Here is a 23,938-nt window from a genome sequence, read left to right on the forward strand (position 1 = left end):
AACGGTAGACCTGCGCGATCTCGAGCGAAGAGGACTGGCGCTCGGGCCCGGTCCGCGCTATGGGGCGACGGTTCAGGCGTTGCCGCGCAGGGCGACGACGGGTTCGATGCGAGAGGCTCGTCGAGCCGGGATGCCGCCGGCGGCGAGGCCGATGATCGCTCCCAGGACCGTTCCGCCGAGTGCTACCCACGGGTCGAGCACCGGCGACCACTGCTGCACGATCGAGACCCCCAGCACGGCGAACACGCCGAGCGCCGACCCGATGAGGCCACCGAGCAATCCGATGACGATGGACTCGACGACGAACTGGCCGGCGATCTGTCTGCCGGTGGATCCCAGCGCGCGGCGCAGCCCGATCTCGCCGGTGCGTTCGAGCACCGAGAGGGTCGTGACGTTCGCGATCCCCAGCCCTCCCGCCAGCAGCACGATGACGCCGAGGATGAGGAAGACCACATTCACGTCTCCCTGCACGTCGCGGGCGAGGTCGGAACGCCCCTGCGGTGCGCTGACCTCGAGCGTGTCGACCGCGTCGGGGGCGAGGGCCAGCGGTGCCTGCTCGCGCAATTGCGGACCTGTGCCGACCACGATGCGCGCGATCGCGTCGCCGGGGGAGGCGAGCTGGAAGTCCTGCCGGGCAGCCCCCGTGGGGATCACCACGGCATCGACGACCTCGGCGCGGCGGTCGAGTTCGTCGAAGATGCCGACGATGGCGTAGGCCACCCCTCCGATGAACACCGACGGCTGCGTGTCGACGCGGTTGATCGCGAGCCGCTCGGCGGCCCGCGACCCCAGCATCGCGACGCGGTCGCCGCGTGCGTCGTGCCCCTCGTCGAACGATCGGCCGGTGACGATGCGCCCGCCGAGGGTGTCGAGGATCTCGCCCGAGGCCGCGAAGAGCGCCGGCGGAGCGGGCGCCGCGATCGAGGGATCGTTGATGGGGACGGTGGTGATCGTGTTCTCGCGCAGCGTGACGGGCGCCAGCACGGCGGCGGACTCGACGCCGGCGAGGTGCTCGAGGCGCAGGGGGGCGTCCCACGGCAGCGAGGCGGTCGCGACCCGCTGTCCGCCCCGCGCCTGCGCTTCGGTCGGGGCGATGCTCAGATGGGTGGCTGCGGCCGCGTCGAACTGTCGGGCGATCTGCCCGGCTGCGGTCTGCGCGAAGCCGACGGTCGCGACGAGCGCGCCGATGCCCAGCACGGTTCCCATGACGGTCATCACGAGGCGTCCCGGGCGTGAGCCGATGTCGGTCGTCGCCTCGAGCACGAGGTCGCCGAATCCGAAGCGATCGGCGCGCGCCACCTGGCGTGCCTCAGCGACCGCAGTCGTCGTCTCGACGTCGGTGCGGCGGCGAGAGACGCGCCCGCGGAGCTTCTTCCAGAACGCCGGCATCAGCTCAGCTCGCTCATGCGGCCGTCGGCGATGCGGATGCGCCGTGCCGCGCGGTCGGCCACGCCTTGGTCGTGGGTGATGACGACGAAGGTCAGCCCACCCGCGTTCAGCTCCTCGAACAACGCCATGATGTCCGCCGTCGTGGACTGGTCCAGATTGCCGGTCGGCTCGTCGGCGAGGATGACCCGCGGCTGCGTGACGACGGCACGCGCCACCGCCACCCGCTGGCGCTCGCCGCCCGAGAGGAGACCGGGCCGGAAGTCGACGCGGTGGCCGAGGCCGACGCGCTCGAGCGCGGCCCGTGCGCGGTCGGCGCGCTCGGCCCGCGGTGTGCCGCTGTAGAGCATCGGCAGCATGACGTTCTCGAGCACGGTCCGCCGCGGCATCAGGTGGAAGGCCTGGAACACGAACCCGAGCCGACGTGCTCGCACCGCGGCGCGCTCGTCCTCGGTGTATCCGCCGGTGAGCTCGCCCGCGAGGCGGTACTCACCCACCGTCGGGCGGTCGAGGAGGCCGAGGATGTTGAGCATCGTCGACTTGCCTGACCCGCTCGGCCCGACGATCGACACGTACTCACCGTCGGAGACGGTCAGATTGATGCCTTTGAGCGCCTGCACCTCGGGCGGTCCGGGGAACGATCGAGTGACGTCGCGCAGTTCGATCACCGGCGGAATTTCATCCGATCGGATGACGTCCTCGCCCGCGTCAGGCGCGGCGGAACGGTCGGAGGTGGCGACGATCGTGTCTGTCATCGCCCGACCACGACGAGATCGTCCTCCGCCAGTTCGCCCTCGGTGGCGCGCACCTCGACGGCGCCGCCGGCCGACAGTCCGGTCTCCACGACGACGAGCCGGGTACGGGCGTCTGGGTCACGCGGGTCGCCCTCGACGACCTCGACGCGGGTCTCGCCGCCCGGCCCCGCCGTCAGCGCCGCCGCGGGAACGCTCAGCACGTCGCCGGCGGTCGCGCCGACGGCGATCGTCACGCGCACGTTCGTGCCCTGGAGCTGCGAGATCTGCTCGGGGGTCAGCTCCGCCGGCTCGAGGCTGACCTTCCACCGGCTCTCGCCGCCGGTGCCCGGTGCCACCGCGGTCACGGTCGCGGCGTGCTCAGCCCCATCGGGCAGCGCGAAGGTGGCGGCCGAGCCGACCGTGAGCAGCTTCGCGTCGGCCTCGGCCGCCGAGCCGTTCAACGCCACGGTCGCTCCGGAGACGGTCATCGCCGCGCCGGAGAGGATGCTGCCGCGCTCGGCCGTGACCGCGTCGACGCGGCGGGGCAGCTCGGTCAGATAGAGCACTTCGCCGGCCGGCAGAGCGGGCAGCGCTTGCTGGCGGGCTCGGGCGAGATCGTCCTGCGCCTGCGAGAGCTGGCTCGCGGCGGCGTCGACGGCGGCGCGCTCGCTGCTCGTGTCGGGGGCGGCGTTCGCCTGCTCTCGCGCGAGCTCCGCGGTAGCCACCTGGTTCTGGGCGGCGACGATCTCGTCCCAGGAGGCGCCGTTATCCCGCGCACCCTGCAGGACCGCGCGGGCGTTCGCGACCTCGAGGTCGGCGCGAGCGATGGCGTCGCCGTCTCGCCCGGCCGAGGCCAGCTGAGCGCGCGCGGCGGAGAGAGCTTGCTCGGCCGATCGGACGCTCTCCTGCGCCGCGCGCACCGCGCTGTCACCGTCTTCTTCCGACTCGGGGCCGGTGTAGCCGACAGCGGCGTACAGCGCGGTGACCGCGTTCGCCGCCTGCTCGTCGAAGACGTTGTCGGCGGGATCTCCCGCGTCGATGCCGACGGAGCGCATGGCCTCCTTGAACTGCACGACATCGGGGCCGGAAACGCCGAACCGGAGTGTGCGGTACGCAGGCAGCTCGCCGGGCAGCGTGATGACGGGACGCCCCGCCACCTCGAGCGCGACCGAAAGTTGCGTCAGCTCGGCTCCCAGAGCCGGAACCTGCCCGGTGACGACGGCCGGACCCGAGATCGCGGACGTGTCGATCTTCACCTCGACGGGGTCGGCGAAGCCCACCTCACCGCGGATGGTGACGTCATTGCTCAATGGGCCGAACTCCACCGGAACGGTCACGAGACCCGGTGCGGGGGCGTCGTCCGCCGCCGCCGAGGCGGGCGCCATGACGAACCGGCCGACGAGCAGCCCGCCGACCAGCGCGACCACGGCGACTGCTGCGGAGATCCAGAGCACGCGGTTGCGTGAGACGACCGACCGCCAGACGGCGAGTCGTGCACCTCCCGCGGCCGGCGTGGATACCGCGGCATCCGTGCTGTCGGCGGCGTCGGGCGCTTCCGCGGGGTCGCCGATGAGTTCATCGAACGAGTCGTCAGCCTCCGAGACGGCGTCGTTCACGCGCTCACCACTCACGGACGAGCCTGCTCAGCAGCCGCCTTCATCGCCTCGAGCTCCGTCTTGTGATCGGCGATGAACTGCTCCTCGGCGTCGAACTGCGCCTTGTCGTACTTCGCGCGGTAGTCGGTCTCCTTGCGGCAGTCGAGATCCGCGAGCGCGAGTTCGACCTCGCGCTCGTAGATGTCGTCCATCGTCGCCTGGTCGGGCCCGGCTTCCGTCATGGTCTCGTACATCTTGTTAAGCTCGTCGAAGATCGAGTTCTGGGCGTCCGCCTGCGTAGCGAATCCGGGGTATCCCGCGGCATCCATGCACGCGGACCATTCGCGGTCGAGGTCGACGATGGCGGGGAGCGACGCGGAGTTCTCGTAGAACTTCGTGATGGCGTCCATCACGTCGGCGAATTCGTCGGACTGCAGGGGGTCGTCGCCGCTGATCTCGTGAGAGGCCGAGCCGTTGCAGCCGGCTGTCTCCCAGTTGTATTCGTACGACCCGTCCTCCGACATCTCCTCTTCGCTCGGGGTCGGCCCGTACAACGCCTCGTAATACGCGGCCTGTTCCGACTCGGAGAGCGCCATGACGTAGTCCGAGTTGGGGTCGGGGGTCATCTGCTCGGGCTCAGGCTGCTCGTCCGCCTCGGGGTACTTCACAGCGCCGTAACCCCACTGGGCCACGAAGTCGCGATCCTCGGGCTTCCATTCGGTGCCCGAGCTGAACGACATGCTGCTGGGGGCGGGGATGTACTCGAAGCCCTCGTCCTGCATGCATTGCGCGACGAGTTCTTCGCGCTGCTTGTTCTCCTTCTCGAACTTCGCCTGCTGCTCTTCCTCGCTCATGTCGCTGCCGTAGAAGGCGGAGAAGTACTCGGAGAGCGGCGATTCCTCAGCCGCGTCGGCGGAACCGTCGGCGGCCGTGCAACCGGCCAGAACGAAGACGAGACCGATCGCGGCCGGTGCGGCCCATCGAAGCGTTTTGCGGTGCACGTGCAACCCCCTTGTTTCAAGATCGCCTCAACACTATGGGGTCGCTGAGAGTCGCGAATCATCCATGAGGATGACGTTTGAGTGAAGATGGGCGACACAGACGGAGGGAACCGCGATGACGCGACGCGACTCGGAAAGCGACGACCTCGGCGAATTCGGGGAGTTCTTCTCGGCAGCCGCTGGGGTGCCTGTGGCGTCCCCGGAAGAAGTGTCGGCATCGCGCCGCCGTCGACGCCGCACCGGCTGGATCGCCGCAAGCGTTACGGCCGCGATCATGCTCGGTGCGCCCGGGGGATACGCCGCCTGGGCGTTGACCGCCCCGCTCAAGCCGGCTGCGGGCGAGGTCTCGATTCCCCGAGCGCCCGCCCCGCCGGCTGCCGTCGACCTCGGTCTTACCGCTGATGGCGCAGCCGCCCTCTCGGTCGCGGGCGCCGAGCCGTATCTCGGCCCGGAGGCAGCCGGGGTCTGGATGGTCCAGGGCGGTGACGATCCTCGCCCGATCGCCAGCATCACCAAACTCGTCACAGCGCTCGTGGTCCTTGACGCCTACCCGATCACCGACGGCGACCGGGGGCCGACGCTCACCTTCGACCGCGACGATCACGCGCTCTACGACGCGTACTTCGTCCGTGACGCGACGATCGCTCCGATGCCGATCGGCAGCTCGCTCTCGCTGCGCGACGCCCTTGCGACCATGCTCATCCCGTCGGCGAGCAACTACGCCGAGGCGATCGCCGTGTGGGCGTTCGGCTCGGTGTCGGGCTTCCGCGCAGCTGCCGATCGGTGGCTCACGGCGAACGGCCTGGAGCGGACGAGCATCGTCGAGCCGTCTGGCCTGGATCCCCGGAACACCAGCTCCCCGAGCGACCTGATCGCACTCGGTCGCATCGCCGCGGCAGATCCGACGGTGGCGGCGATCGCCGCGACGCCGTCTCTGACCCTGCCGGGGCCGGGGGCCATGGCGAACACCAACCGGTTGCTCGGACAGAGCGGGATCACGGGACTCAAGACCGGCACGCTCGAGGAAAGCGGTGCGAATCTGCTCTACACAGCGACTGTCGACGTCGGTCTTCCCGAGCCGCTGAGCGTCGTGGGGGTGGCACTCGGCGGCTCATCGCAACGCGGCGTGGGCGCCAGTGTGCTCGGCATCCTGCAACGTGTCTCCGACGGGTTCCACGTCACCTCTGTCGCGCAGCCCCGTCAGCAGATCGGCACGTACACGACCGCGTGGGGCAGCTCGGCCCGGGTCGTGCTGGGGGAGGGGGCCTCGTTGCGCACGTGGTCCGACACGCCCATCGTCGTCGATGGAGACGTGCGCGAGCCCCGCCTCTGGACCGACGGCGAGGTACTCGGCGAGATCACCTGGTCGGCCGGCCCGGAGTCGGTCACCGTACCCGTCGTGCTCGACGGCGAGATTGAGCCTCCCTCCGAGTGGTGGCGTCTCACTCATCCGGGTGAAATCGGCTGATCGATTTCCGCGGTCTCCGCGACCGGCGGGAGGGATGGTGTCGGTTGTAGGTCGACCCGTCGTATGCCGCATCCCGCGCATCGGACGTAACGGACGATTCCCTCCGACGTCGGGTGCGCGGACTCGGTCGTCCAGCCGTGCTCGTGAGTGCGCGTGTGAAGCGGTGCGGCGGACGATGCGGGGGAGGAGGGTGACATGATTCGATCGTGATGTAATGCCGTTATGCAGCTCAACCCTTACGGCGAGTACGCGGTCCTGCTCGCCGCTTCGCTGGCCAACGACTGGCCGAGCGATCGAGATGGGATCGTCGCGCGCACATACGAGTTCGGGATGACCGCGATCTACGCCCCGGCGGCCCCGTCCGACCTCGATGCGACCCGCGCGGTCATCGATTCCTGGCTCGAGGTCGTCGATGCCGAGTCGGCAGCGCAGCGCGCCACGCTGCTCAACCGGCTCATGGCCGCAGCGACGGCGTACCCCCGGCTGACCGACCACGACGGCGAGTGGCACCTCCACTACCGCGACGACGACCAGCGTTTGCCGCAGGTTCTCCGCGCGGTCATCGCGGTCGGTACGGCTCTCCACGTGACGACGCGGGGGATGGAGCGCCTGTCGCGGTGCGCCGCGGGCCGTGTTGCCGGAGATCCGTGCCGCAACGTCGTGGTCGACGTGACCCGTAACGGCCGGCAGCGCTACTGCTCGGTTCGGTGCGCCAATCGCGACGGCGTGCGTCGTCACCGGGCGCGCTCGGCGATAGCGCATCGGGTGGGCTGACCGCAAACACCGGCGCCCGTCGAGGCGGATGGTCACAGTGGAGGGATGCACCACGCCCCCTCCCCGTTCCGGGGTGTCGAGCCGCCGGAGGGCTTCGGGCTCGTCGTCGGCAACTGCCAGGCCGAATCGATGCGTATCGTCCTCGACGCCCCCGACCGTCCGACGGTTCGGGTGCCTCCCGTCCACGAGATGGATGCCGCCGACGTTGAGCGCCTGCACGAGCTGCTTCCCCGGGCTTCCTTCCTCGTCGCTCAGCCTGTTCGTGACGACTACCACGGTCTACGCCTCGGAACCCGCCAGCTGGCGGCATCCCTCACGCCGTCCGCCCGCCTCGTGACCTTCCCGGTCGTCCGATACGCGGGTCTGCATCCGTTCCAGGCGGCGCTGCACGTGGACGGGATCGAAGAAGTGCCGCCGATCGTGGCGTACCACGACATCCGCACCCTCGCCGCGGCGGCCGGGGTCCCTGCGCTTCCGCTGCTCGACCGCCGGGCCGTGCACCAGGTTGAGAGCGACTCCCTCGCCGAGCTGCGTCGCCGGGAGGAGGCGATCGACGTCGCTGCGTCAGACCTGCTGCGGCCCACCTCCGCCGAGGTCATGCGCACGATCAACCATCCGGGCAACGGCGTCTGGATGCCCCTGGCCGAGCGCGTGCTGTCGGCGCTCGGCCTGCCCGGCGGCCCGACCGACCCGGGGAGGCCCCTGCTGAACGCCGTGCGGGCCCCGCTCGAGGACTGGGTGGTCGATGCCTGGGGGCTGCCCGATGCACCGCGTCGCTCGTGGATCGTCGACGGGGTCGAGGTCGATCCGGCACTCGTCGCCGAAGCTCACACTGAGTGGTACCGGGCGCACCCCGACTTCGTCGCCGCGGCGATCGTCAGGCTCCGCGAGCTGGCCGGGCGGTGGAGCGGTTGACCCCGTCCGGCCCCCGCTCATCGGGGGCGTGCTAGCGTTGGAACGTCCCTTCGGGGCTCGTGTGTCGTTCGCCTGGCTCACTGTCGAGCAGATCGTCCGACGCGATCACTGGTTCATCCAGCTCCCTTCTTCTTCCGCGCATCACGCTGTGCGCGCTCATTCTCAGGACATCGTGCTTTCAACTCTTTCTTCTTCCGCGCCCGCGCTCGTCTGGCGACAGGCGGACGCCGACTTCTTCGTCGCGACTCTCGACGGCCAGTACGCCGGATTCGTGACCACCGGTTCAGCACCGGCGACCTTCGACGCCGAGAGCGGCCACGGCGCCGATCTCGGCACGCACGCCTCGCCCGACGCGGCTGCTGCAGCCGTCGCCGAAGCGGCCCGGCCGGCATCTGCGCGCCGCAATGCGCGCTCGCCGCGACGACGCACCCGCGGCCCGGCGTCGCCTCAGCGCGTACGCGCCTGAGCTCCGACTCCACCCTGCGAGGTCCCACTTGGGCCGGGTCCACCGCCGGTTTTCCCGGCCGAAGTGGGACCTCGGTCAGCCGTGGTGCGGGGGGTCGGCCTCGAGGTCGCGGGCGACCGTCGCGACGCCTCGGCGCATCTCGAGGTAGATCTGGCGGACGCTCGCGCGCTCGTTGAGCTCGGCACGCCGGACCCACTCGTCGATCGTGAGCCGGAGGACGAGGGCCATCGTCGAGACGGCCGCGCGAGCGGCGAGCACATCGGCGTCGGCGCCCGCCGCGTCGACGGCGGCATCGGTGAGCTGCTCGACCTCTTCGGCCTCATTGCGCAGCGCGACGGCCAGCAGCGACGGCTCCGAGCCGACGAGACGGCGGATGCGCAGCGCGCGGATGTGCTCGTCGGGATGCGCGTCGAAGCGGTCGAGGAGTTTCAGCCAGCTGCGTTCGATCCCTTCGACGACGGACGCTCCCGCGCGCACGGCGTCGATGGCGTCGCCCACGACGCGCGCCGAGTCGTCGGCGCTGGCGAACACGGCTGCCTCCTTCGTCGCGAAGTAGCGGAAGAAGGTGCGCTGCGACGTGCCGGCGCGGCGTGCGATGTCGTCCACCGTCGTGCCATGCACGCCGTGCTGCTCGAAAAGGTCGAGCGCGGCATCCGACAGCTCGCGCTGGGTCTCCTGGCGTCGACGTTCGCGCAGACCCGCGGGATGCTCCTCGATGATCGGGGCATCGTTCTCGCCGTCGCGGTGCATGGCATAAGTGTCGCACAGCGCCAACGTGGCAGAGACTGCCATATGATCAGTCAGTGACACTTGAGCAGCAGCATCCCGATACCTCAGCCATTCCGACATCTTCTGCCTCCCGCGCGACATCCGTGCGCACCGGCCCCGTCATCGCACTGCTCGTCGCCTCGGCGTTCGTGGTCATCCTCAACGAGACGATCATGGGTGTCGCGCTTCCGCGGCTCATGGTCGACCTGGAGATCACCGCCGCGACCGCGCAGTGGCTCACCACCGGATTCCTTCTGACGATGGCCGTCGTCATCCCACTGACGGGGTACGTGCTCGCACGCTTCCCGATTCGCAGCGTCTTCTTCACCGCGATGTCGCTGTTCGCCGCGGGCACGCTGATCGCGGCGCTCGCGCCGGGCTTCGGGATGCTGCTCACCGGACGCGTCGTGCAGGCCTCCGGCACCGCCATCATGATGCCGCTGCTCATGACCACCGTCCTGAATGTGGTCGAACCCGCTCGTCGTGGGCGGATGATGGGCGTCATCAGCATCGTCATCGCTGTCGCCCCGGCGATCGGACCGACCGTCTCGGGTCTGATCCTGTCGGTGCTCGACTGGCGCTGGATGTTCTGGCTCGTCCTCCCGATCGCGCTGCTCGCGCTCGGCCTCGGCGCGATCTGGGTGCGGAACGTCACCGAGACACGCGAGGCGCGCTTCGATGTCGGATCCGTCGTGCTCTCCGCTCTCGGCTTCGGCGGGCTGATCTTCGGGTTGAGCTCGATCGGGGAGTCGGCGACCGGCCACGCACCGGTCCCGGTGTGGATACCCCTCGTCGTGGGTGCCCTGTCGCTCGCCGCCTTCGTCGTGCGTCAGCTGAAGCTGCAGCGCACCGATGCGGCCCTGCTCGACCTGCGGACCTTCCAGTCGCGGTCGTTCAGCCTCGCCGTCGTGCTGGTCGTGGTCGTGATGTCGGCGCTGTTCGGATCGCTCATCCTGCTGCCGCTCTACCTGCAGCAGGTGCTCGGTCTCGACACCCTGACCGTGGGCCTGATGCTGCTGCCCGGCGGCGTGCTCATGGGGCTCATCGCTCCCGTGGTCGGCGCGCTGTTCGACCGGTTCGGCCCGACCCCGCTGGTCATCCCGGGCATGATCGTCGCGGCCTCCGCGCTGTGGGGCATGACGACGTTCGGAGTCGGAACCCCGATCGCCTGGATCATCGCTGTCCACATGGGCCTCAACCTCGGCCTGGGGTGTGTGTTCACGCCGCTGCTCACCTCGGCGCTGGGCTCGCTGCCGGTGCGGCTGTACTCCCACGGCAGTGCGACGGTGAGCACGCTGCAGCAGGTCGCCGGCGCAGCCGGAACCGCTCTGTTCGTGACCCTGATGTCGGTCGGTGCCGCATCGGCTGTCGCTGACGGCGTCGATGCGATCGCCGCGACCGCCGCGGGCGTCCACACGGCGTTCGTCACCGGCGCATGCATCGCCTCGGCGGCGGTCGTGCTGACGTTCTTCGTCCGCCGCCCGGCTCCCGTCGCGGCGCCGCGGCACTGACGGGCACCCATCCGACGAAGAAGGCGGTGACGCGCGAAGCGTCACCGCCTTTTCGGTCGGGTCGACGGATGAGGCCGGTCAGCTCCGTGCGGTGACTGAGCGCAGGGCCTCGAGAACGCGCTCCTCCGTCATGCCGCGCTCGCGCAGAGCGTCCGCCGCGGGAGCGGAGAGGCCGAACTCGTCGATGCCGACCACGGCGCCCGTCGAGCCCACGATCTCGTGCCAGCCGAACGGCGACGCCGCCTCGACCGCGACTCGCGCGTGGAGCGACGGCGGCAGGACCGCGTCGCGGTACGCCGCGTCCTGAGTCAGGAACCACTCACGGCTCGGCATCGACACGACCCGGACCGCGAGCCCGGATGCTGCGGCCGTCTCGGCGGCCGAGAGAGCGAGGGCGACCTCGCTCCCGGTCGCGATGATGACGGCGTCCGCATCCGCGGCGTCGCGCACGACGTAGCCGCCGCGGCGGACCCCGGCGTGCACGTCATCGATCGGGATGTCGAGCACCGGCACGCCCTGCCGGCCCAGCACGAGCCCGGCGGGGGAGTCCGCCTCGACGATCGCATGCCATGCCGCCACGGTCTCGTTCGCGTCGGCTGGGCGGACGACGGAGAAACCGGGCATCGCGCGCAGGCTCGCCAGGTGCTCGATCGGCTGGTGGGTGGGACCGTCCTGACCCAGCGCGACCGAATCGTGCGACCACAGGTACGTCACCGGAAGTCCCATGAGCGCCGACAAGCGGATCGCGGGGCGCTGGTAGTCGCTGAACACCAGGAATGTGCCGGCGAAGACGCGCCAACCGCCGGCGAGGGCGATGCCGTTCATCGCGGCACCCATCGCGTGCTCGCGGACGCCCCAGTGGATGTTGCGGCCCGCTCGCGTTCCCAGGCCCGTCTCCTCGGGCAGGAACGATCCGCCCGCGTGGATCTCGGTGCGGTTGGGCTCGGCGAGATCGGCCGATCCGCCCCACATCGCGGGCAGCGCCTGCGCGAGGGCCTGGATGGCGGCACCGGAGGCGTCGCGCGTCGACACCTCCGTGCCGGGGTCGAAGCGGGGGAGTCGCGCGCCGAGATCATCGGGCAGACGGCGTGCCCGGAACGTGGCGTGCGCGTCGGCTCGAGCGGCATCCGATGCCTGCCACCGTGCGAACGCCTCGTCCCATTGCGCGTGCAGACGCGCACCGCGCGCTCGAGCGGCGCGCGAACGGCGCAGGACCGCCTCGCTCACGTCGAAGGGCGCAGCCTGCGTGCCGAGCGCGTCGCGCAGCAGTTCGATCTCGGCGGCCCCCAGCGGAGCGCCGTGGGATGCCGCGGTGTTGAGGGCTCCGGGCGAGGGATACGCGATCTGCGACTTCAGGATGACCAGGCGCGGCTTGCCGATGGGGTTCGGTGCGCCCAGGACGCGGTCGAGCTCGTCGACGTCGACGTCGCCGCTTGCGGCCAGCTCGATCCGTTCGACGTGCCACCCCTGGGCGCGGAAGCGGGCGCCCACGTCCTCCGACGACGTCAGACGCGTGTCGCCCTCGATCTGGATGTCGTTGTCGTCGTACACCACGGTGAGGTTGTCGAGTCCATGACGGCCCGCGAGGGCCCCGGCTTCGTACGAGATGCCCTCCTGCAGGTCGCCATCGGAGGCGAGGACCCACACGTGCCGGTCGAAGGGCGATGCGCCCCGCGGGGCGTCGGGGTCGAAGGTCGCCCGCTCGTGCAGCATCCCCATGGCCATGCCGACGGCGGTGGCGAGGCCCTGTCCGAGCGGCCCGGTCGTCGTCTCGACCCCGGCGGTGTGTCCGAGTTCGGGGTGGCCGGGAGTGCGCGAGCCGAGCGTGCGGAAGGCGCGGAGGTCATCGATCGTGACGTCGTACCCGGTGAGGAAGAGCTGCGTGTACAGCAGGATGCTCGCGTGCCCGCACGACAGCACGAAGCGGTCACGACCCTGCCACTGCGGGTCGGCGGGGTCGTGCTCGATGTGCCGCTGGAAGAGCGCGGTCGCGATCGGCGCGAGGGCGATCGCGGTGCCCGGGTGTCCGGAGCGAGCGGCCTCCACGGCATCCGCAGCGAGCAGGCGGGCGGCGACGACGACGTCGTGCTCGGTGGCTTCGGTGGTGTCCGGGATGGTGGCCGGTGCGGCGGGCGTCGACATCAAGTTCTCCATAGTCATCATGATGTCATAACGACTCTGCGACGCAATCTTGCAGGAAAGCCGGGTTTCGGGCATGATCGACCTCGGATTAGTCATGACGTCATGATGACGCGAGTCAGCAAGGAGGCGACCGAAGGTGACAGCAGCCGGAACCGCGAAGTACCGGACCGTCCACGACGAACTCCTGCGACGCATCCGCGAGATGGCCGTCGGCGACCGGCTGCCGTCCGAGCCCGAGCTGTGCGAGGAGTTCGAGGTGAGCCGCATCACCCTGCGCAAGGCCGTCGACGGGCTCGTGCAGGACGGATGGCTCGCTCGCGAGCACGGCCGCGGCACGTTCGTCACCGAGCCGGTTGCGGGCGATCACTACCCGGAGCACTTCGCCGACGTCGTCACCGGGTTCCACCGTCAGCAGACGAGCGCGGGCAACGTCGTCACGACCCGCGTGCTCCGTCAGGAGCTCGTGCCCGCCGGTGCGCAGGTGGCCCGCCTCCTCGAACTCGAGGAGGGGGAGGGCGTGGTCGAGCTCGTCCGTCTGCGCTACGTCAACGGCCAGCTCCACCAGCACGTGTTCACGTGGGTTCCGCACGCCCGGTACCCCGGGGTGTACACCGGTGACTTCTCGGACCAGTCGCTGTACGCCTTCCTGCAGGAGCAGTACGGAGTCAGCCTCGTCCGCAACGACATGACGGTGCGCGTCGACGAGGTAGCGCCGGACGTGGCGCTGAACCTCGGGGTGAGCGCCGGCCTGCGGCTGCTCACCATCGATTCCCTCGTGTTCGACGCCGACGGCACGCCGGTCGCCTTCGGCACGGCACGCCACGCTCCGGAGAACAGCGAGATCTCCCTCACGCTCCACGGCCCTCGGCCCGGCGTCTGACCGGAAGGACCCCCATGCTCATCGAACAGCTCAGCGACGACCGCATCCAGTTCGCGACCGACCTCGACGGATGGCGCGCGGCCATCGAGACGGTCAGCCGACCGCTTCTCGGCGACGGCTCCATCACGCGGTCGTACATCGACGCGATGATCGAGTCGATCGCCGCCGGCGGCACCTACATCGATCTCGGGTTCGGCATCGCGCTGGCCCACACCCGCCCCGAGAAGGGTGTCGTGCGCACGGGGCTCTCCGCGCTCTGGGTAGACCCCGCCGTCCTGCTCAACGACGAAGGGGCCCACCCCATCACCCTCTTCTTCTGCCTGGCGGCGACCGACACCGAGTCGCATCTCTCGACGATGTCGGAGCTCGCCCGACTGCTCAGCGACGACCGCGCCCGTGCGGTTCTGCTCTCCGCCCGAACCACCGCCGACGTCCGCGCGGCCCTCATGACAGGAGTCACCCAATGACCAAGTTCCTCGCCGTCTGCAGCTCCGGCCTCGGCAGCAGCTTCATGGTGCACATGAACATCGAGAAGGTGCTGAAGGAGCTGGGAGTCTCCGGCATCACCGTCGATCACGCCGACCTCGGCTCGGTCGCCCGGGGCGACGCCGACACCATCTTCGTCGGCCGCGACATCGCGGAGGCCGCGAGCGGCCTCGGCGACGACGTCGTCGCTCTCGACAGCATCATCGACCTCGCGGAGCTCCGGACGAAGGTCGACGAGGCCGTCAAGCGGCACTCCTGACCCGACCCTCCCTCCACCCGACGCTTTCACCGACGAAAGGAGCATCCGCGATGGATGCTGTCATCGATGTCCTGCTCGACATCTTCACTCAGCCGGCGGTCATCGTCGCGCTCATCGCCCTGATCGGTCTCGCTGTGCAGGGGAAGTCGTTCAGCGACGTCCTCAAGGGCACGATCCGCACCCTGGTCGGCTTCCTCGTGCTGGCCGCCGGCGCCGGCGTCGTGGTCGGCTCGCTCGATCCGTTCGGCGCGATGTTCCAGCACGCGTTCAACGTGCAGGGCGTCGTCCCCAACAACGAGGCGATCGTCGCGCAGGTGCTGCTCGACTACGGCTCCGCCGCCGCGCTCATCTTCTTCTTCGGCATGATCGTCAACATCGTGCTGGCGGCGACCACGCGCTTCAAGTACATCTACCTGTCGGGTCACGTCGCGTTCTACATCGCGGCCATGTTCGCCGTCATCCTCGGTGTCGCCGGCTTCGAGCCGTGGGCTGTCGTGCTCTGGGGCTCGATCGCGCAGGGCATCTACATGGTGGTCTCGCCTGCTCTCGTCCAGCCGTTCATGCGCCGCGTGACCGGCAGCGACGACGTCGCCCTCGGGCACACCGGCGGCGCCGGCGTCGCCCTCAGCGGTCTCGTCGCCCTGATCACTCGGGGCAAGGGCCGCTCGAAGTCGACCGAGGAGATCTCATTCCCCAGCGGGCTCGGCTTCCTCCGCGACACGACCGTGATCGTCGCGCTCTCGATGGCCGTGATCTACATCATCGTCGGACTGTTCGCGGGAGCCGCGTACATCGAGGGGGAGCTGTCGAACGGACAGAACTTCATCGTCTTCCTCGCTCTGCAGGCCGCGACGTTCTCGGCCGGCGTCTTCATCATCCTCGCCGGCGTGCGCGTCGTGCTCGCCGAGATCGTGCCCGCCTTCAAGGGCATCTCCGAGAAGCTCGTGAAGAACGCCAAGCCCGCGCTCGACGTGCCGATCGTCTTCCCCTTCGCCCCGAACGCGGTGCTCATCGGGTTCCTCGCGAGCTTCGTCGGCGGCATCGTCGGCATGCTCGGGATGGCCGCGCTCGGCACAGCGATCATCATCCCCGGCGTCGTGGCGCACTTCATGACGGGTGCCGCCTCGGGCGTCATCGGCAACGCCGTCGGCGGCCGCCGGGGCGCCGTCCTCGGAGCCTTCGCCAACGGTGTGGCGATCACCTTCCTGCCGCTGTTCCTGCTGCCGGTCCTCGGTGACATCGGGTTCTCGAACTCGACCTTCTCCGACTCGGACTACGGCGTCTTCGGCCTGATCCTCGGCGGAGTCTCCGGTGCCGGCGGCCAGATCGCCGTCATCGTCGCGCTCGCCGTCGCCCTCGTCGCGCTTTACGGCACGACCTTCGCCCTGCGCGGTCGCGACCGGCGCAAGGTGGCGGAAGCCGAGGCCGACGCGAGCCCGGCCCCCGCAGCCACGTCCCGCTGAACCGAACCGATGCCCGCCGGGGTCCGCCCCGGCGGGCATCGTCCTCCTTGGAGCATCCTGTGACCACCATCACCCCGCGCGCCGTGCTGTTCGACTGCGACGGCGTGCTCGTCGACTCCCTCGAGGCCGCCGCCATCGCATGGGACGCCTGGGCGAGGCGGTACGCCCCGGGCTTCGACTTCCGCACGCAGATCGAGCACGGGGTGCGCGCCGCCGACACCGTCGCGACGCTCGTGGCGGCAGGGCTGCGCGACGAGGCCGTCGCCGCTCTCGAGGAGGCGGAGGTCGCATCCGCCGCACTGACGGCGCCGATCGCCGGCTCGGTCGCCCTCACCTCACGTATCCCGTCGGGGTCGTGGGCCGTCGTGACCTCGGCCACGCGCGAGCTGGCGCACCGGCGACTCGCGGCCGCGGGGCATCCCGTCCCGTCCGCGCTCGTGTCGGCGGAGGACGTCGGTCACGGCAAGCCCGACCCTGAGCCCTACCTCGCCGGCGCCGCCCTGCTCGGCGTCGACATCGCGCGATGCGTCGTGTTCGAGGATGCCGAGGCCGGCGTGCGTTCGGCTCGCGCCGCCGGAGCGGGATGGGTCGTCGGCGTGGGGGACCACCTGGGTTCCGCCGTCGTCGACGCTCGGATCGATGACCTCCGCTCCGCCGACTGGCGAGACGGCAGCCTGCACCTGCCGGGGTGATGACCTCCCCCGTCGCCGAGCCGACGCGAAAGGCGGTGACGCGCGGAGCGTCACCGCCTTTTCCGTCGGCTCAGGGCTTACCGCGCGGAGGTCCGCACGAGCATCTTGCCGGTGTTGGCCCCGCGCATCATCGCCAGGAAGGCGTCGACGGTGTTCTCGATGCCGTCGACGATGGTCTCGTCGTAGGCGATCTTCCCCTCGGCGAACCAGGCGGTCATCTTCTCGGTGAACTCCGGCGCGAGGTGCAGGTAGGCGGCGAGCGTGAAGCCGGTCGCGGTGAGACCACGGGTGATCATGTTGGCCATGTTGTCGGGCCCCGGCGTCTTCTCGGTGGTGTTGTACCCGGTGATCGCGCCGCAGAGCGCCATACGACCGCCGGTGTTCATGACGTCGAGCGCGGCCTCGAGGTGGTCGCCGCCCACGTTGTCGAAGAACACGTCGACGCCGTCGGGGGCGTGCGCGGCGAGCTGCTCGCGGACGGGCGCGTCCTTATAGTTGAAGGCTGCGTCGTAGCCGTACTTCTCGGTGAGCAGCGCGACCTTCTCCGCAGAGCCGGCCGAGCCGATGACCCGGCCCGCTCCGAGCAGCTTGGCGATCTGACCGACGGCGGTGCCGACGGCTCCGGCTGCACCCGAGACGAAAACAGTGTCGCCCGGCTTCATGTGCGCGATGGCGGTGAGGCCGACGTAGGCGGTCAGGCCCGTCATCCCGAGGATGTGCAGGCGCACCGACAGCGGAAGGCCCGGCACCTCGGGGACGGCACGGAACGTCGAGGCGTCGGCCTGGACGACATCCGACCACCCGTGCTGGTGCAGCACGACCGTGCCCACGGGCAGATCGTCCGAGGCGCTCGCCACGACGCGGCCGATCGCGCCCCCGGCGATCACGTCGCCGAGGGCGTACGGCGGGACGTAGCTGCGGACATCGTTCATGCGCCCGCGCATGTACGGGTCGACGGAGACGAACTCGTTCGCCACGCGCACCTCGCCCGGAGCGGGCTCGCTCAGCTCGACGCGCCCGATCGAGAAGTCGTCGGGCGTCGGCCAGCCCTGAGGGCGGCGAGCCAGACGGATCTGTGTGCTGGTTCCGTGGGTCATGTTTCTCCTTCGTGAGGGGTCGGTGACGGATGCCGCGGGCTCGGTCGGAGTCGCGGACGAGAGGGCGGCGCGGATGGGCGCCGGGTCAGATCGCGAGGCCGAGCGCGAGTGCGATGACGCCGAGAGCGGGGATCACGCCCTGCTTCAGGGCGGCGGAGGCCTTGGAGCGGTCGGAGAGGATGAGCACGAGGCTGGCCGCGACCATGGAACCTGCTCCGGTGAAGACGAGGGCCGCGCCGACCGGGACGTTCCCGGCGATGACGAATGCGATGCCGATGAACACCGTGATCGCGAGGAAGAGGTTGTAGAAGCCCTGGTTGAAGGCGAGGGCCTTCTGCGTCTCGGCCTGCGCGACCGTTCCGGTGCCGAACGTCTTGCGGGCCCGCTCGCTCGTCCAGGCGATGGACTCGAGGTAGAAGATGAAAACGTGGATGAGCGCTGCGAGGCCCGCGAGCGCAAGACCGACGATGATCATGAGCTGTTCCCTTCCGGCGGTGGACACCGCAGTTTCTGTATCGCTTGGTTCAATATATACTGAACTGACCGATACACAAAAGGGGGCGCGGCGCATGGGCCGAACGCAGAGCTACGACCGCGACGACGTCGTTCGCGCGGCGCGGAGCGTCTTCTGGGAGCAGGGCTACGAAGGCGCGCCGTTGCCCGAGCTCGAGCGCGTCACCGGCCTGAACCGATCGAGCATCTATCACGCATTCGGCTCCAAGCGCGGCCTTTTCGACGCCGCGGTCGAGAGCTACCTCGACGAGATCATCCGGCCCCGACTGTCGCCTCTGACCGTCGATGAGGTCGCCCCGGGCGCCCTGGAGGAGTACCTCCTCGGCCTGCGAACCGCCCTCAAGCAGCCCGCTTCGCTTCCGGCGTCGAGCGGGTGCCTGCTCGTGAACACGGCAGCGGCGCCCATCGGGCGCGACGAAGCCGTCGCGCACGTGATCGCCGGGTACCGATCCGAATTGCGCTCAGCCTTCGGTCGCGGTGTCGCCGCCCGCCGCTCCGACCTCGACGGTGCTCAGGTCGCGACCCTGGCGGACGCGTGCACGGGGTTGGTCGTGTCGGCCTTCGCCCTCGCGCGCGTGGATGCCGCCGGTGCGGCGGACGCTGTCGGCACGGCGATCGCGCTCGTCACAGGGTCGCCGCAGTCCTGACAGCGGCGGGCGGGTCCGCAGGGCGTCGGCCGGTGATCCGCTTTACGCCCCTCCCTTGACTTTTGGCAAGCGTTCGCGCCGAGTTTCGGCCGAGACCTACGGTGAGCCCGTGGAGCACAGCGATCAGTACACCTTCGACAACCCGGTGACCCGATACGACCGGGTCGAGCCGCCCGTCCAGCACCAGCCCGAGCCGGGCATCCAGGCCAACATGCAGCCGGTTCCCGACCTCGGCGAGCAGACGTACCGCGGTTCGGGGCGCCTGTTCGGTCGCAAGGCCCTGATCACCGGCGGAGACTCCGGCATCGGCGGCGCCACCGCGATCGCCTTCGCCCGGGAGGGGGCCGACGTCGTGATCGTCCACCTGCCCGCCGAGCAGCGCGACGCCGACCGCATCCTCGGCCTCATCGCCGACGCCGGCGTGCGCGGGCATGCCATCGCCGCTGACATCTCGACGGCCGAGGCGTGCCGTGCGCTCGTCGCGGAGGCCGCCGACTTCCTCGGGGGCATCGACATCCTGGTCAACAATGCGGGAAAGCAGGTCGCGGTCGAACGGCTCGAAGATTTGACCGACGAGCAGTTCGCCGCGACCTTCCACACGAACGTCTTCGCGAACTTCTGGATCACGAAGGCGGCTCTGCCCCACCTCCCGGCGGGCGCCTCGATCATCAACACCGCCTCGCTGGAGGCGTACAAGCCGGCACCCGACCGGGTCGACTATGCCGCGACGAAGGCCGCGATCAACAATCTCTCGAAGGGGCTCGCACAGCAGCTCGCGCCCCGCGGCATCCGGGTCAACGTCGTCGCGCCCGGTCCGACGTGGTCGGCGCTCCAAGTGAGCGACGGCGTCTCGGACGACCAGATGCAGGCCTTCGACGACGAGAGCACCTACCAGCGCGCCGGCCAGCCCGCCGAGATCGCTCCCGCCTTCGTCTTCCTCGCCTCTGCCGAGTCGAGCTACGTCTCCGGCGAGACCCTCAACGTCAACGGGGGCATGGTCACCCCGTGAGCGACACCCCCTTCGCGGTCGTCTCGCTTCGCGGGGACGTACCGCAGCTCGACGACGCATCGGACGATTCCGTCGGCGCGTTCCGGCAGATCACGGTCGACCCGGCGCTCGGCGCCGACGCTCTGATCGAGGCCATCGCCGCTGCCGAGATCACCACGCCGTGGATCCTCGTGGCCGGCCACGACGATCACGGGCTCGCGGAGGATCTCGTCGAGCGGATTCTCGACGGCGCGCTCGGCGTCTTCGGTCTCGCCGGGCTCGTGGTCGAGGGGGCGGTGATCCCCGACGGCATCCGCGAGCACGAGGTGCCCGCGACCCTCGTGACGGAGGACGTCGCGGCGTCGGTGCGCGACCTCGCGGCCGACATCGCCGCGTGGGGGCCGCGCGTTCCCGAGGCGTGGGCGCAGGTCATCGCGTCGTCACGGACGGATACCGCCGTGCGCGCCACCCTCGCCCGACGTGCTCTCGTCGACGATCCGGCCTACCGTCCGACGGCCCTCACTCCCGCGCAGCTGGCGCTCCTGCGCGACGTTGCGCGCCGCATCATCCCGCAGGGCGCAGGAGCGACGATCGATCTCGCTGCCCGCCTCGACCGCATGATCGAAGCGGGGGAGAGCGACGGCTGGCGTCCCACCGGCATGTCGACCGATGCCGAGGCATACCGGGCAGGACTCGATGCACTGGCCGCCATCTGGATGCGCGGACCTGCCGCCCAGGATGCCGTCATCCGTCAGGTGATCGAGGGTGAAGCCCCCTCCGGCACGGTCCTCACCCCCGATCAGCTGAGCCTGTGGTTCGAGGACGCCCGTAACGACCTCGCCCGCGTCTGGCTGTCGCACCCGGCGTCGCTCGCACGTGTCGGCTACACCGGCTTCGCGACCGGCGGAACCGGGCCGGAGCCCGCCGGCTACCTCGTGCTGGCCGCGGGCGAGCGCGAGGAATGGGAACCCGAAGAGCTCGGACGCCTCGGCGCCGCGAAAGGACGCACCGCATGAACCTCTCCGGAATGCGCCGATACGACCTCGACGAGGTCGTGGATGTCGTCGTCGTCGGGACCGGAGCCGGCGGCGGGCCGTTGCTCAGCAGGCTCGCCGAGCGCGGACTGCGGGTCGTCGCGCTGGAGGCCGGACCGAACCTCGAGATGGACGAGTTCACCCCCGATGAGCGCGAGGCGACGCGCATCAACTGGATGTCCGACCGGTTCAGCGGCGGCGACACCCCCACAGCCTTCGGCCCGAACAACAGCGGCTGGGGCGTCGGCGGCGGGACGCTGCACTGGGGTGCGTTCACCCCGCGCCCGGACCGCCGCGACCTCTCGTTGCACAGCGAGACGGGGCAGGGCCACGACTGGCCGGTCGACTACGACGAACTCATCCGGTACATCGTCGAGGTCGAGCGGGTCATCGGCGTCAGCGGTCCCACTCCCTACCCGTGGGATCCGCAGCGCGAATACCTCGACGGTCCGACCCGCCGTAACGCGCCGGCCGATCTCGTGCTGCAGGGCTGCGAGCGTCTGGGGATCACCGCGACGGACGCTCCGGCCGCCATCATCACCAGCGATCGCGACCAGCCGCACTACGGCCTGCGTAAAGCGAGCATCGACGTCGGCGGCATCCATCAGGGCGACCGATTCGGGTACAAGGCGACGACAGCCATCACCTATCTGCCCGTCGCGGTCGCTCACGGAGCCGAGATCCGGCCGGACTCGATGGTGCACCGCATCGAGCAGGATGCCGCGGGCCGCGTAACGGGCGTCGTCTACCTGCACGAGGGCGTCGAGTACCGGCAGCGCTGCGCTGCTCTGGTTCTCGCGGGCGGGGGCATTGAGACGCCGCGGCTCCTGCTGAACACCGGGATCGCGAACTCGAGCGGACAAGTGGGGCGGAACTTCCTCGCCCATGGCGCCGTGCAGGTGTGGGGCCGGTTCGACGAGAGCGTCCGGGGCTACCGCGGCTATCCGTCTGCGGCGATCACGGAGGACTTCGTGCGGCCCGAGGGCGTCGATTTCGCGGGCGGCTACCTCATTCAGAGTCTCGGTGTCATGCCGCTGACGTACGCGACATCGCTCGTGCGGGGCGGTTCGCTCTGGGGACAGGACCTCATGGACGCCCTCGACGCCTGGCAGTTCTCCGCGGGCATCGGGATCAACGGCGAGTGCCTCCCGTCCGACGACAACCGGCTGATCCTCTCGGACGAGACCGACGAGTGGGGCATCCCGCGCGCGGAGATCAGCTTCTCGCCCGGGCCGAACGAGAAAGCGATCGACGACCACGCCGTGGGAATCATGACGCGGATCCTTGACGCTGCGGGCGCACGCGAGACGCGCGTCCTCGCGCGGACGGCCCACACGATGGGCACGTGTCGCATGAGCAGCGATCCCGGTGACGGCGTCGTCGATCCGGAGGGTCGGTCTCACGACATCCCCAACATGTGGATCTGCGACAACTCGACGTTCCCGAGCGCGCTGTCGGCGAATCCGGGACTGACGCAGATGGCGCTGTCACTGCGCACGGCGGATCGGCTGCTCGCCTCGGCCTGATCGGCGGGAAGACGGGGAAGGGCGGATGCCGCGTGCTGCGGCATCCGCCCTTCCCTCGTCCGTGCCGTGTTCGATCAGCTCTTCACGAGCTGCTTCTCGCGCTTGCGGGCGACGACGCGGCCCCGCACCGAGACGATCAGCACGAGCGCGAGGAGCGCGTAGAGCACGATCGTGATCGGGCTCTGGACGAGCACGGAGAAGTCGCCGTTGGAGCTCATCGCCGCGTCGCGCAGGCTCGTCTCGGCCAGCGGCCCCAGCACCATGCCGATGATCAGCGGCGCGAGCGGGAAGTCGAGCGCGCGCATGAGGAACCCGAGCAGTCCGATGCCCAGCAGCATGAGCAGGTCGAACGTCGAGCCCGAGGTCGCGTAGATGCCCAGGCCGCAGAACACCGTGATCCCCGCGTAGAGGTACGGGCGCGGGATCAGCAGCAGCTTCGCCCACAGCATCGCGAACGGGAGGTTCAGGATGAGCAGCACGACCATCGCGATGAAGAAGCTCGCCAGCAGCGACCAGACGAGGTCGGGCGCCCGGTCGAACAGCAGCGGGCCGGGCTGCAGGCCGTACTGGCGGAAGGCGGCCAGCATGATCGCGGCCGTCGCCGAGATCGGCAGCCCGAGCGCGAGCAGCGCACCCATCGCCATACCCGTCGTGGAGTTGCCGGCGGCTTCCGGAGCGGCGAGACCACGGATGGCGCCCTTGCCGAACTGCGGGTTCTTGCGCCGCGCGTCGAGTCGCTTCTCCAGGCCGTAGGCGAGGAAGGTCGGGATCTCCGAACCGCCGGCGGGCACGACGCCGAACGGCAGACCGATCGCGGTGCCGCGTGCCCAGGCGGGTGCGGCTTCTTTCAGCTCGCGACGCGAGAGCCACGGCCGTCCCGTCGGCTTGATGAGCGCTTTGTTCGAGGTATGCCGTTCGAGGCAGGCGACGTAGATGACCTCGCCGAGGGCGAGGATCGCGACCGTCACCGTGACGAGGGAGATGCCGTCGAACAGGTTGGGGGAGTCCATCGTGAAGCGCGGAGCGCCCGACACGCCGTCGATGCCGATCACGGCGATGCCGAGGCCGATGAACAGAGCGGTGAGGCCCTTGACGACGTTGTCGGTGACGACCGACGACGTGGCCGCGAACGCGAAGACGGCGAGCGCGAAGAACTCGGCGGGGCCGAACCTGCTCGAGAAGTCCGCGAGGGCTGGAGCGACGAAGACCACGACGATCGACGCCACGAAGCCGCCGATGAACGCGCCGATGGCTGCCGTTGCGAGTGCCTGTGCCGCGCGTCCGTTCAAGGCCATCTTGTGGCCCTCGAAGGTCGACGCGATCGCCGAGGCCTGGCCGGGCGTGTTCATGAGGATGCCCATGGTCGAGTCGCCGAACAGGCCGCCGAAGTACACGCCCGCGAACATGATGAAGGCGGCCGTCGGGTCGAGCGAGAACGTGATCGGCAGCAGCAGGGCGACCGCCATCGAGGAGCCGAGGCCGGGAAGAACGCCGACGGCCGTGCCGAGGAGGCATCCCACGAGCACCCAGAGCAGGTTGGCGGGGGTCAGTGCGCCGGCGAAGCCCTCGCCGAGAAGCTGAAGCACATCCATG

Annotated in this window: 23 protein-coding genes; 14 read left to right on the forward strand and 9 right to left on the reverse strand. The window is 69.9% G+C overall.

The features are described from left to right. Positions 1-72: 72 nt before the first annotated feature. The 4 genes from ABIC53_RS02445 to ABIC53_RS02460 are packed head-to-tail and all read right to left on the reverse strand — an operon-like array spanning position 73 to position 4,716. Positions 73-1,389 (reverse strand): ABC transporter permease, encoded by a 1,317-nt coding sequence (locus tag ABIC53_RS02445; protein ID WP_112617183.1) that lies wholly within the window; start codon positions 1,387-1,389, stop codon positions 73-75. After that, entirely contained in the window at positions 1,389-2,141 is a 753-nt protein-coding gene (locus tag ABIC53_RS02450; RefSeq protein ID WP_112617182.1) for an ABC transporter ATP-binding protein, read from the reverse strand. Before ABIC53_RS02450 ends, ABIC53_RS02445 begins: the two co-directional genes overlap by 1 nt. Next, the gene (locus ABIC53_RS02455; protein ID WP_354450212.1) at positions 2,138-3,751 is read right to left on the reverse strand and encodes an efflux RND transporter periplasmic adaptor subunit; all 1,614 of its coding nucleotides are present in this window, start codon (positions 3,749-3,751) and stop codon (positions 2,138-2,140) included. The genes ABIC53_RS02450 and ABIC53_RS02455 overlap by 4 nt, the downstream gene beginning before the upstream one ends. Continuing rightward, positions 3,748-4,716 (reverse strand): hypothetical protein, encoded by a 969-nt coding sequence (locus ABIC53_RS02460; protein ID WP_354450214.1) that lies wholly within the window; start codon positions 4,714-4,716, stop codon positions 3,748-3,750. The genes ABIC53_RS02455 and ABIC53_RS02460 overlap by 4 nt, the downstream gene beginning before the upstream one ends. A 115-nt stretch (positions 4,717-4,831) precedes the next feature. Between ABIC53_RS02460 and ABIC53_RS02465 the strand changes: the two genes are divergently transcribed. From ABIC53_RS02465 to ABIC53_RS02480, 4 genes are all read left to right on the forward strand, one after another. Next, entirely contained in the window at positions 4,832-6,184 is a 1,353-nt protein-coding gene (locus ABIC53_RS02465; RefSeq protein WP_282501261.1) for a D-alanyl-D-alanine carboxypeptidase family protein, read from the forward strand. A 222-nt stretch (positions 6,185-6,406) separates the two neighbouring features. Further along, positions 6,407-6,958, forward strand: a complete 552-nt coding sequence (locus ABIC53_RS02470; protein WP_354450216.1) for a CGNR zinc finger domain-containing protein — start codon at positions 6,407-6,409, stop codon at positions 6,956-6,958. 45 nt (positions 6,959-7,003) lie between these two features. After that, entirely contained in the window at positions 7,004-7,873 is an 870-nt protein-coding gene (locus ABIC53_RS02475) for a WcbI family polysaccharide biosynthesis putative acetyltransferase (RefSeq protein WP_354450218.1), read from the forward strand. A gap of 172 nt (positions 7,874-8,045) precedes the next feature. Then, positions 8,046-8,339: a hypothetical protein gene (locus ABIC53_RS02480; protein WP_269267639.1), complete on the forward strand. Its 294-nt coding sequence runs from the start codon at positions 8,046-8,048 to the stop codon at positions 8,337-8,339. Between the two features lie 75 nt (positions 8,340-8,414). Here the strand turns inward: ABIC53_RS02480 and ABIC53_RS02485 are convergent, their stop codons facing one another. Then, complete coding sequence (locus tag ABIC53_RS02485) at positions 8,415-9,089, reverse strand: TetR family transcriptional regulator (RefSeq protein ID WP_112617175.1); 675 nt, start codon at positions 9,087-9,089, stop codon at positions 8,415-8,417. Positions 9,090-9,142: 53 nt separating this feature from the next. Here ABIC53_RS02485 and ABIC53_RS02490 point away from each other — a divergent pair, with 53 nt between their 5' ends. Next, positions 9,143-10,618 (forward strand): DHA2 family efflux MFS transporter permease subunit, encoded by a 1,476-nt coding sequence (locus ABIC53_RS02490; RefSeq protein ID WP_502915508.1) that lies wholly within the window; start codon positions 9,143-9,145, stop codon positions 10,616-10,618. A 78-nt stretch (positions 10,619-10,696) separates the two neighbouring features. Here ABIC53_RS02490 and tkt read toward each other — a convergent pair whose 3' ends face one another. After that, positions 10,697-12,772 carry a transketolase gene (gene tkt, locus ABIC53_RS02495; protein ID WP_354450221.1) on the reverse strand — a complete coding sequence of 692 codons (2,076 nt, stop codon included), beginning with the start codon at positions 12,770-12,772 and terminating at the stop codon, positions 10,697-10,699. A gap of 124 nt (positions 12,773-12,896) precedes the next feature. Between tkt and ABIC53_RS02500 the strand changes: the two genes are divergently transcribed. From ABIC53_RS02500 to ABIC53_RS02520, 5 genes are read left to right on the forward strand one after another with little or no spacing between them, the layout of a single operon-like run. Next, positions 12,897-13,640, forward strand: coding sequence for a GntR family transcriptional regulator (locus ABIC53_RS02500; RefSeq protein ID WP_354450223.1), 744 nt, complete (start codon positions 12,897-12,899; stop codon positions 13,638-13,640). A 14-nt stretch (positions 13,641-13,654) separates the two neighbouring features. Beyond that, complete coding sequence (locus ABIC53_RS02505) at positions 13,655-14,107, forward strand: PTS sugar transporter subunit IIA (RefSeq protein ID WP_274178711.1); 453 nt, start codon at positions 13,655-13,657, stop codon at positions 14,105-14,107. Beyond that, on the forward strand, positions 14,104-14,385 hold the full coding sequence (locus tag ABIC53_RS02510; protein ID WP_023954969.1) for a PTS sugar transporter subunit IIB: 282 nt from the start codon (positions 14,104-14,106) through the stop codon (positions 14,383-14,385). The genes ABIC53_RS02505 and ABIC53_RS02510 overlap by 4 nt, the downstream gene beginning before the upstream one ends. 50 nt (positions 14,386-14,435) lie before the next feature. Further along, positions 14,436-15,848, forward strand: a complete 1,413-nt coding sequence (gene ulaA / locus ABIC53_RS02515) for a PTS ascorbate transporter subunit IIC (RefSeq protein ID WP_282501252.1) — start codon at positions 14,436-14,438, stop codon at positions 15,846-15,848. 59 nt (positions 15,849-15,907) lie between these two features. Beyond that, positions 15,908-16,540 carry an HAD-IA family hydrolase gene (locus tag ABIC53_RS02520; RefSeq protein WP_274178709.1) on the forward strand — a complete coding sequence of 211 codons (633 nt, stop codon included), beginning with the start codon at positions 15,908-15,910 and terminating at the stop codon, positions 16,538-16,540. A gap of 77 nt (positions 16,541-16,617) precedes the next feature. On the opposite strand, the gene ABIC53_RS02525 is transcribed toward ABIC53_RS02520, so the two are convergent. After that, positions 16,618-17,637: an NADP-dependent oxidoreductase gene (locus ABIC53_RS02525; RefSeq protein WP_274178708.1), complete on the reverse strand. Its 1,020-nt coding sequence runs from the start codon at positions 17,635-17,637 to the stop codon at positions 16,618-16,620. Between the two features lie 85 nt (positions 17,638-17,722). Next, positions 17,723-18,112, reverse strand: a complete 390-nt coding sequence (locus ABIC53_RS02530; RefSeq protein WP_274179031.1) for a DUF1304 domain-containing protein — start codon at positions 18,110-18,112, stop codon at positions 17,723-17,725. A 94-nt stretch (positions 18,113-18,206) separates the two neighbouring features. On the opposite strand from ABIC53_RS02530, the gene ABIC53_RS02535 reads away from it, so the two are divergent. From ABIC53_RS02535 to ABIC53_RS02550, 4 genes are all read left to right on the forward strand, one after another. Further along, the gene (locus ABIC53_RS02535; RefSeq protein ID WP_274178707.1) at positions 18,207-18,797 is read left to right on the forward strand and encodes a TetR/AcrR family transcriptional regulator; all 591 of its coding nucleotides are present in this window, start codon (positions 18,207-18,209) and stop codon (positions 18,795-18,797) included. 109 nt (positions 18,798-18,906) lie between these two features. After that, the gene (locus ABIC53_RS02540) at positions 18,907-19,806 is read left to right on the forward strand and encodes an SDR family oxidoreductase (protein ID WP_274178706.1); all 900 of its coding nucleotides are present in this window, start codon (positions 18,907-18,909) and stop codon (positions 19,804-19,806) included. After that, on the forward strand, positions 19,803-20,801 hold the full coding sequence (locus ABIC53_RS02545; RefSeq protein ID WP_282501247.1) for a gluconate 2-dehydrogenase subunit 3 family protein: 999 nt from the start codon (positions 19,803-19,805) through the stop codon (positions 20,799-20,801). Before ABIC53_RS02540 ends, ABIC53_RS02545 begins: the two co-directional genes overlap by 4 nt. Further along, positions 20,798-22,345, forward strand: coding sequence for a GMC family oxidoreductase (locus ABIC53_RS02550; RefSeq protein WP_282501246.1), 1,548 nt, complete (start codon positions 20,798-20,800; stop codon positions 22,343-22,345). Before ABIC53_RS02545 ends, ABIC53_RS02550 begins: the two co-directional genes overlap by 4 nt. A 74-nt stretch (positions 22,346-22,419) precedes the next feature. On the opposite strand, the gene ABIC53_RS02555 is transcribed toward ABIC53_RS02550, so the two are convergent. After that, positions 22,420-23,937, reverse strand: coding sequence for a tripartite tricarboxylate transporter permease (locus tag ABIC53_RS02555; RefSeq protein WP_274178703.1), 1,518 nt, complete (start codon positions 23,935-23,937; stop codon positions 22,420-22,422). Position 23,938: the final 1 nt, after the last annotated feature.

Origin of the sequence: Microbacterium sp. 1262, from assembly GCF_040544895.1 — a bacterium.
In the GTDB taxonomy this organism is placed as follows: Bacteria; Actinomycetota; Actinomycetes; order Actinomycetales; family Microbacteriaceae; genus Microbacterium; species Microbacterium plantarum.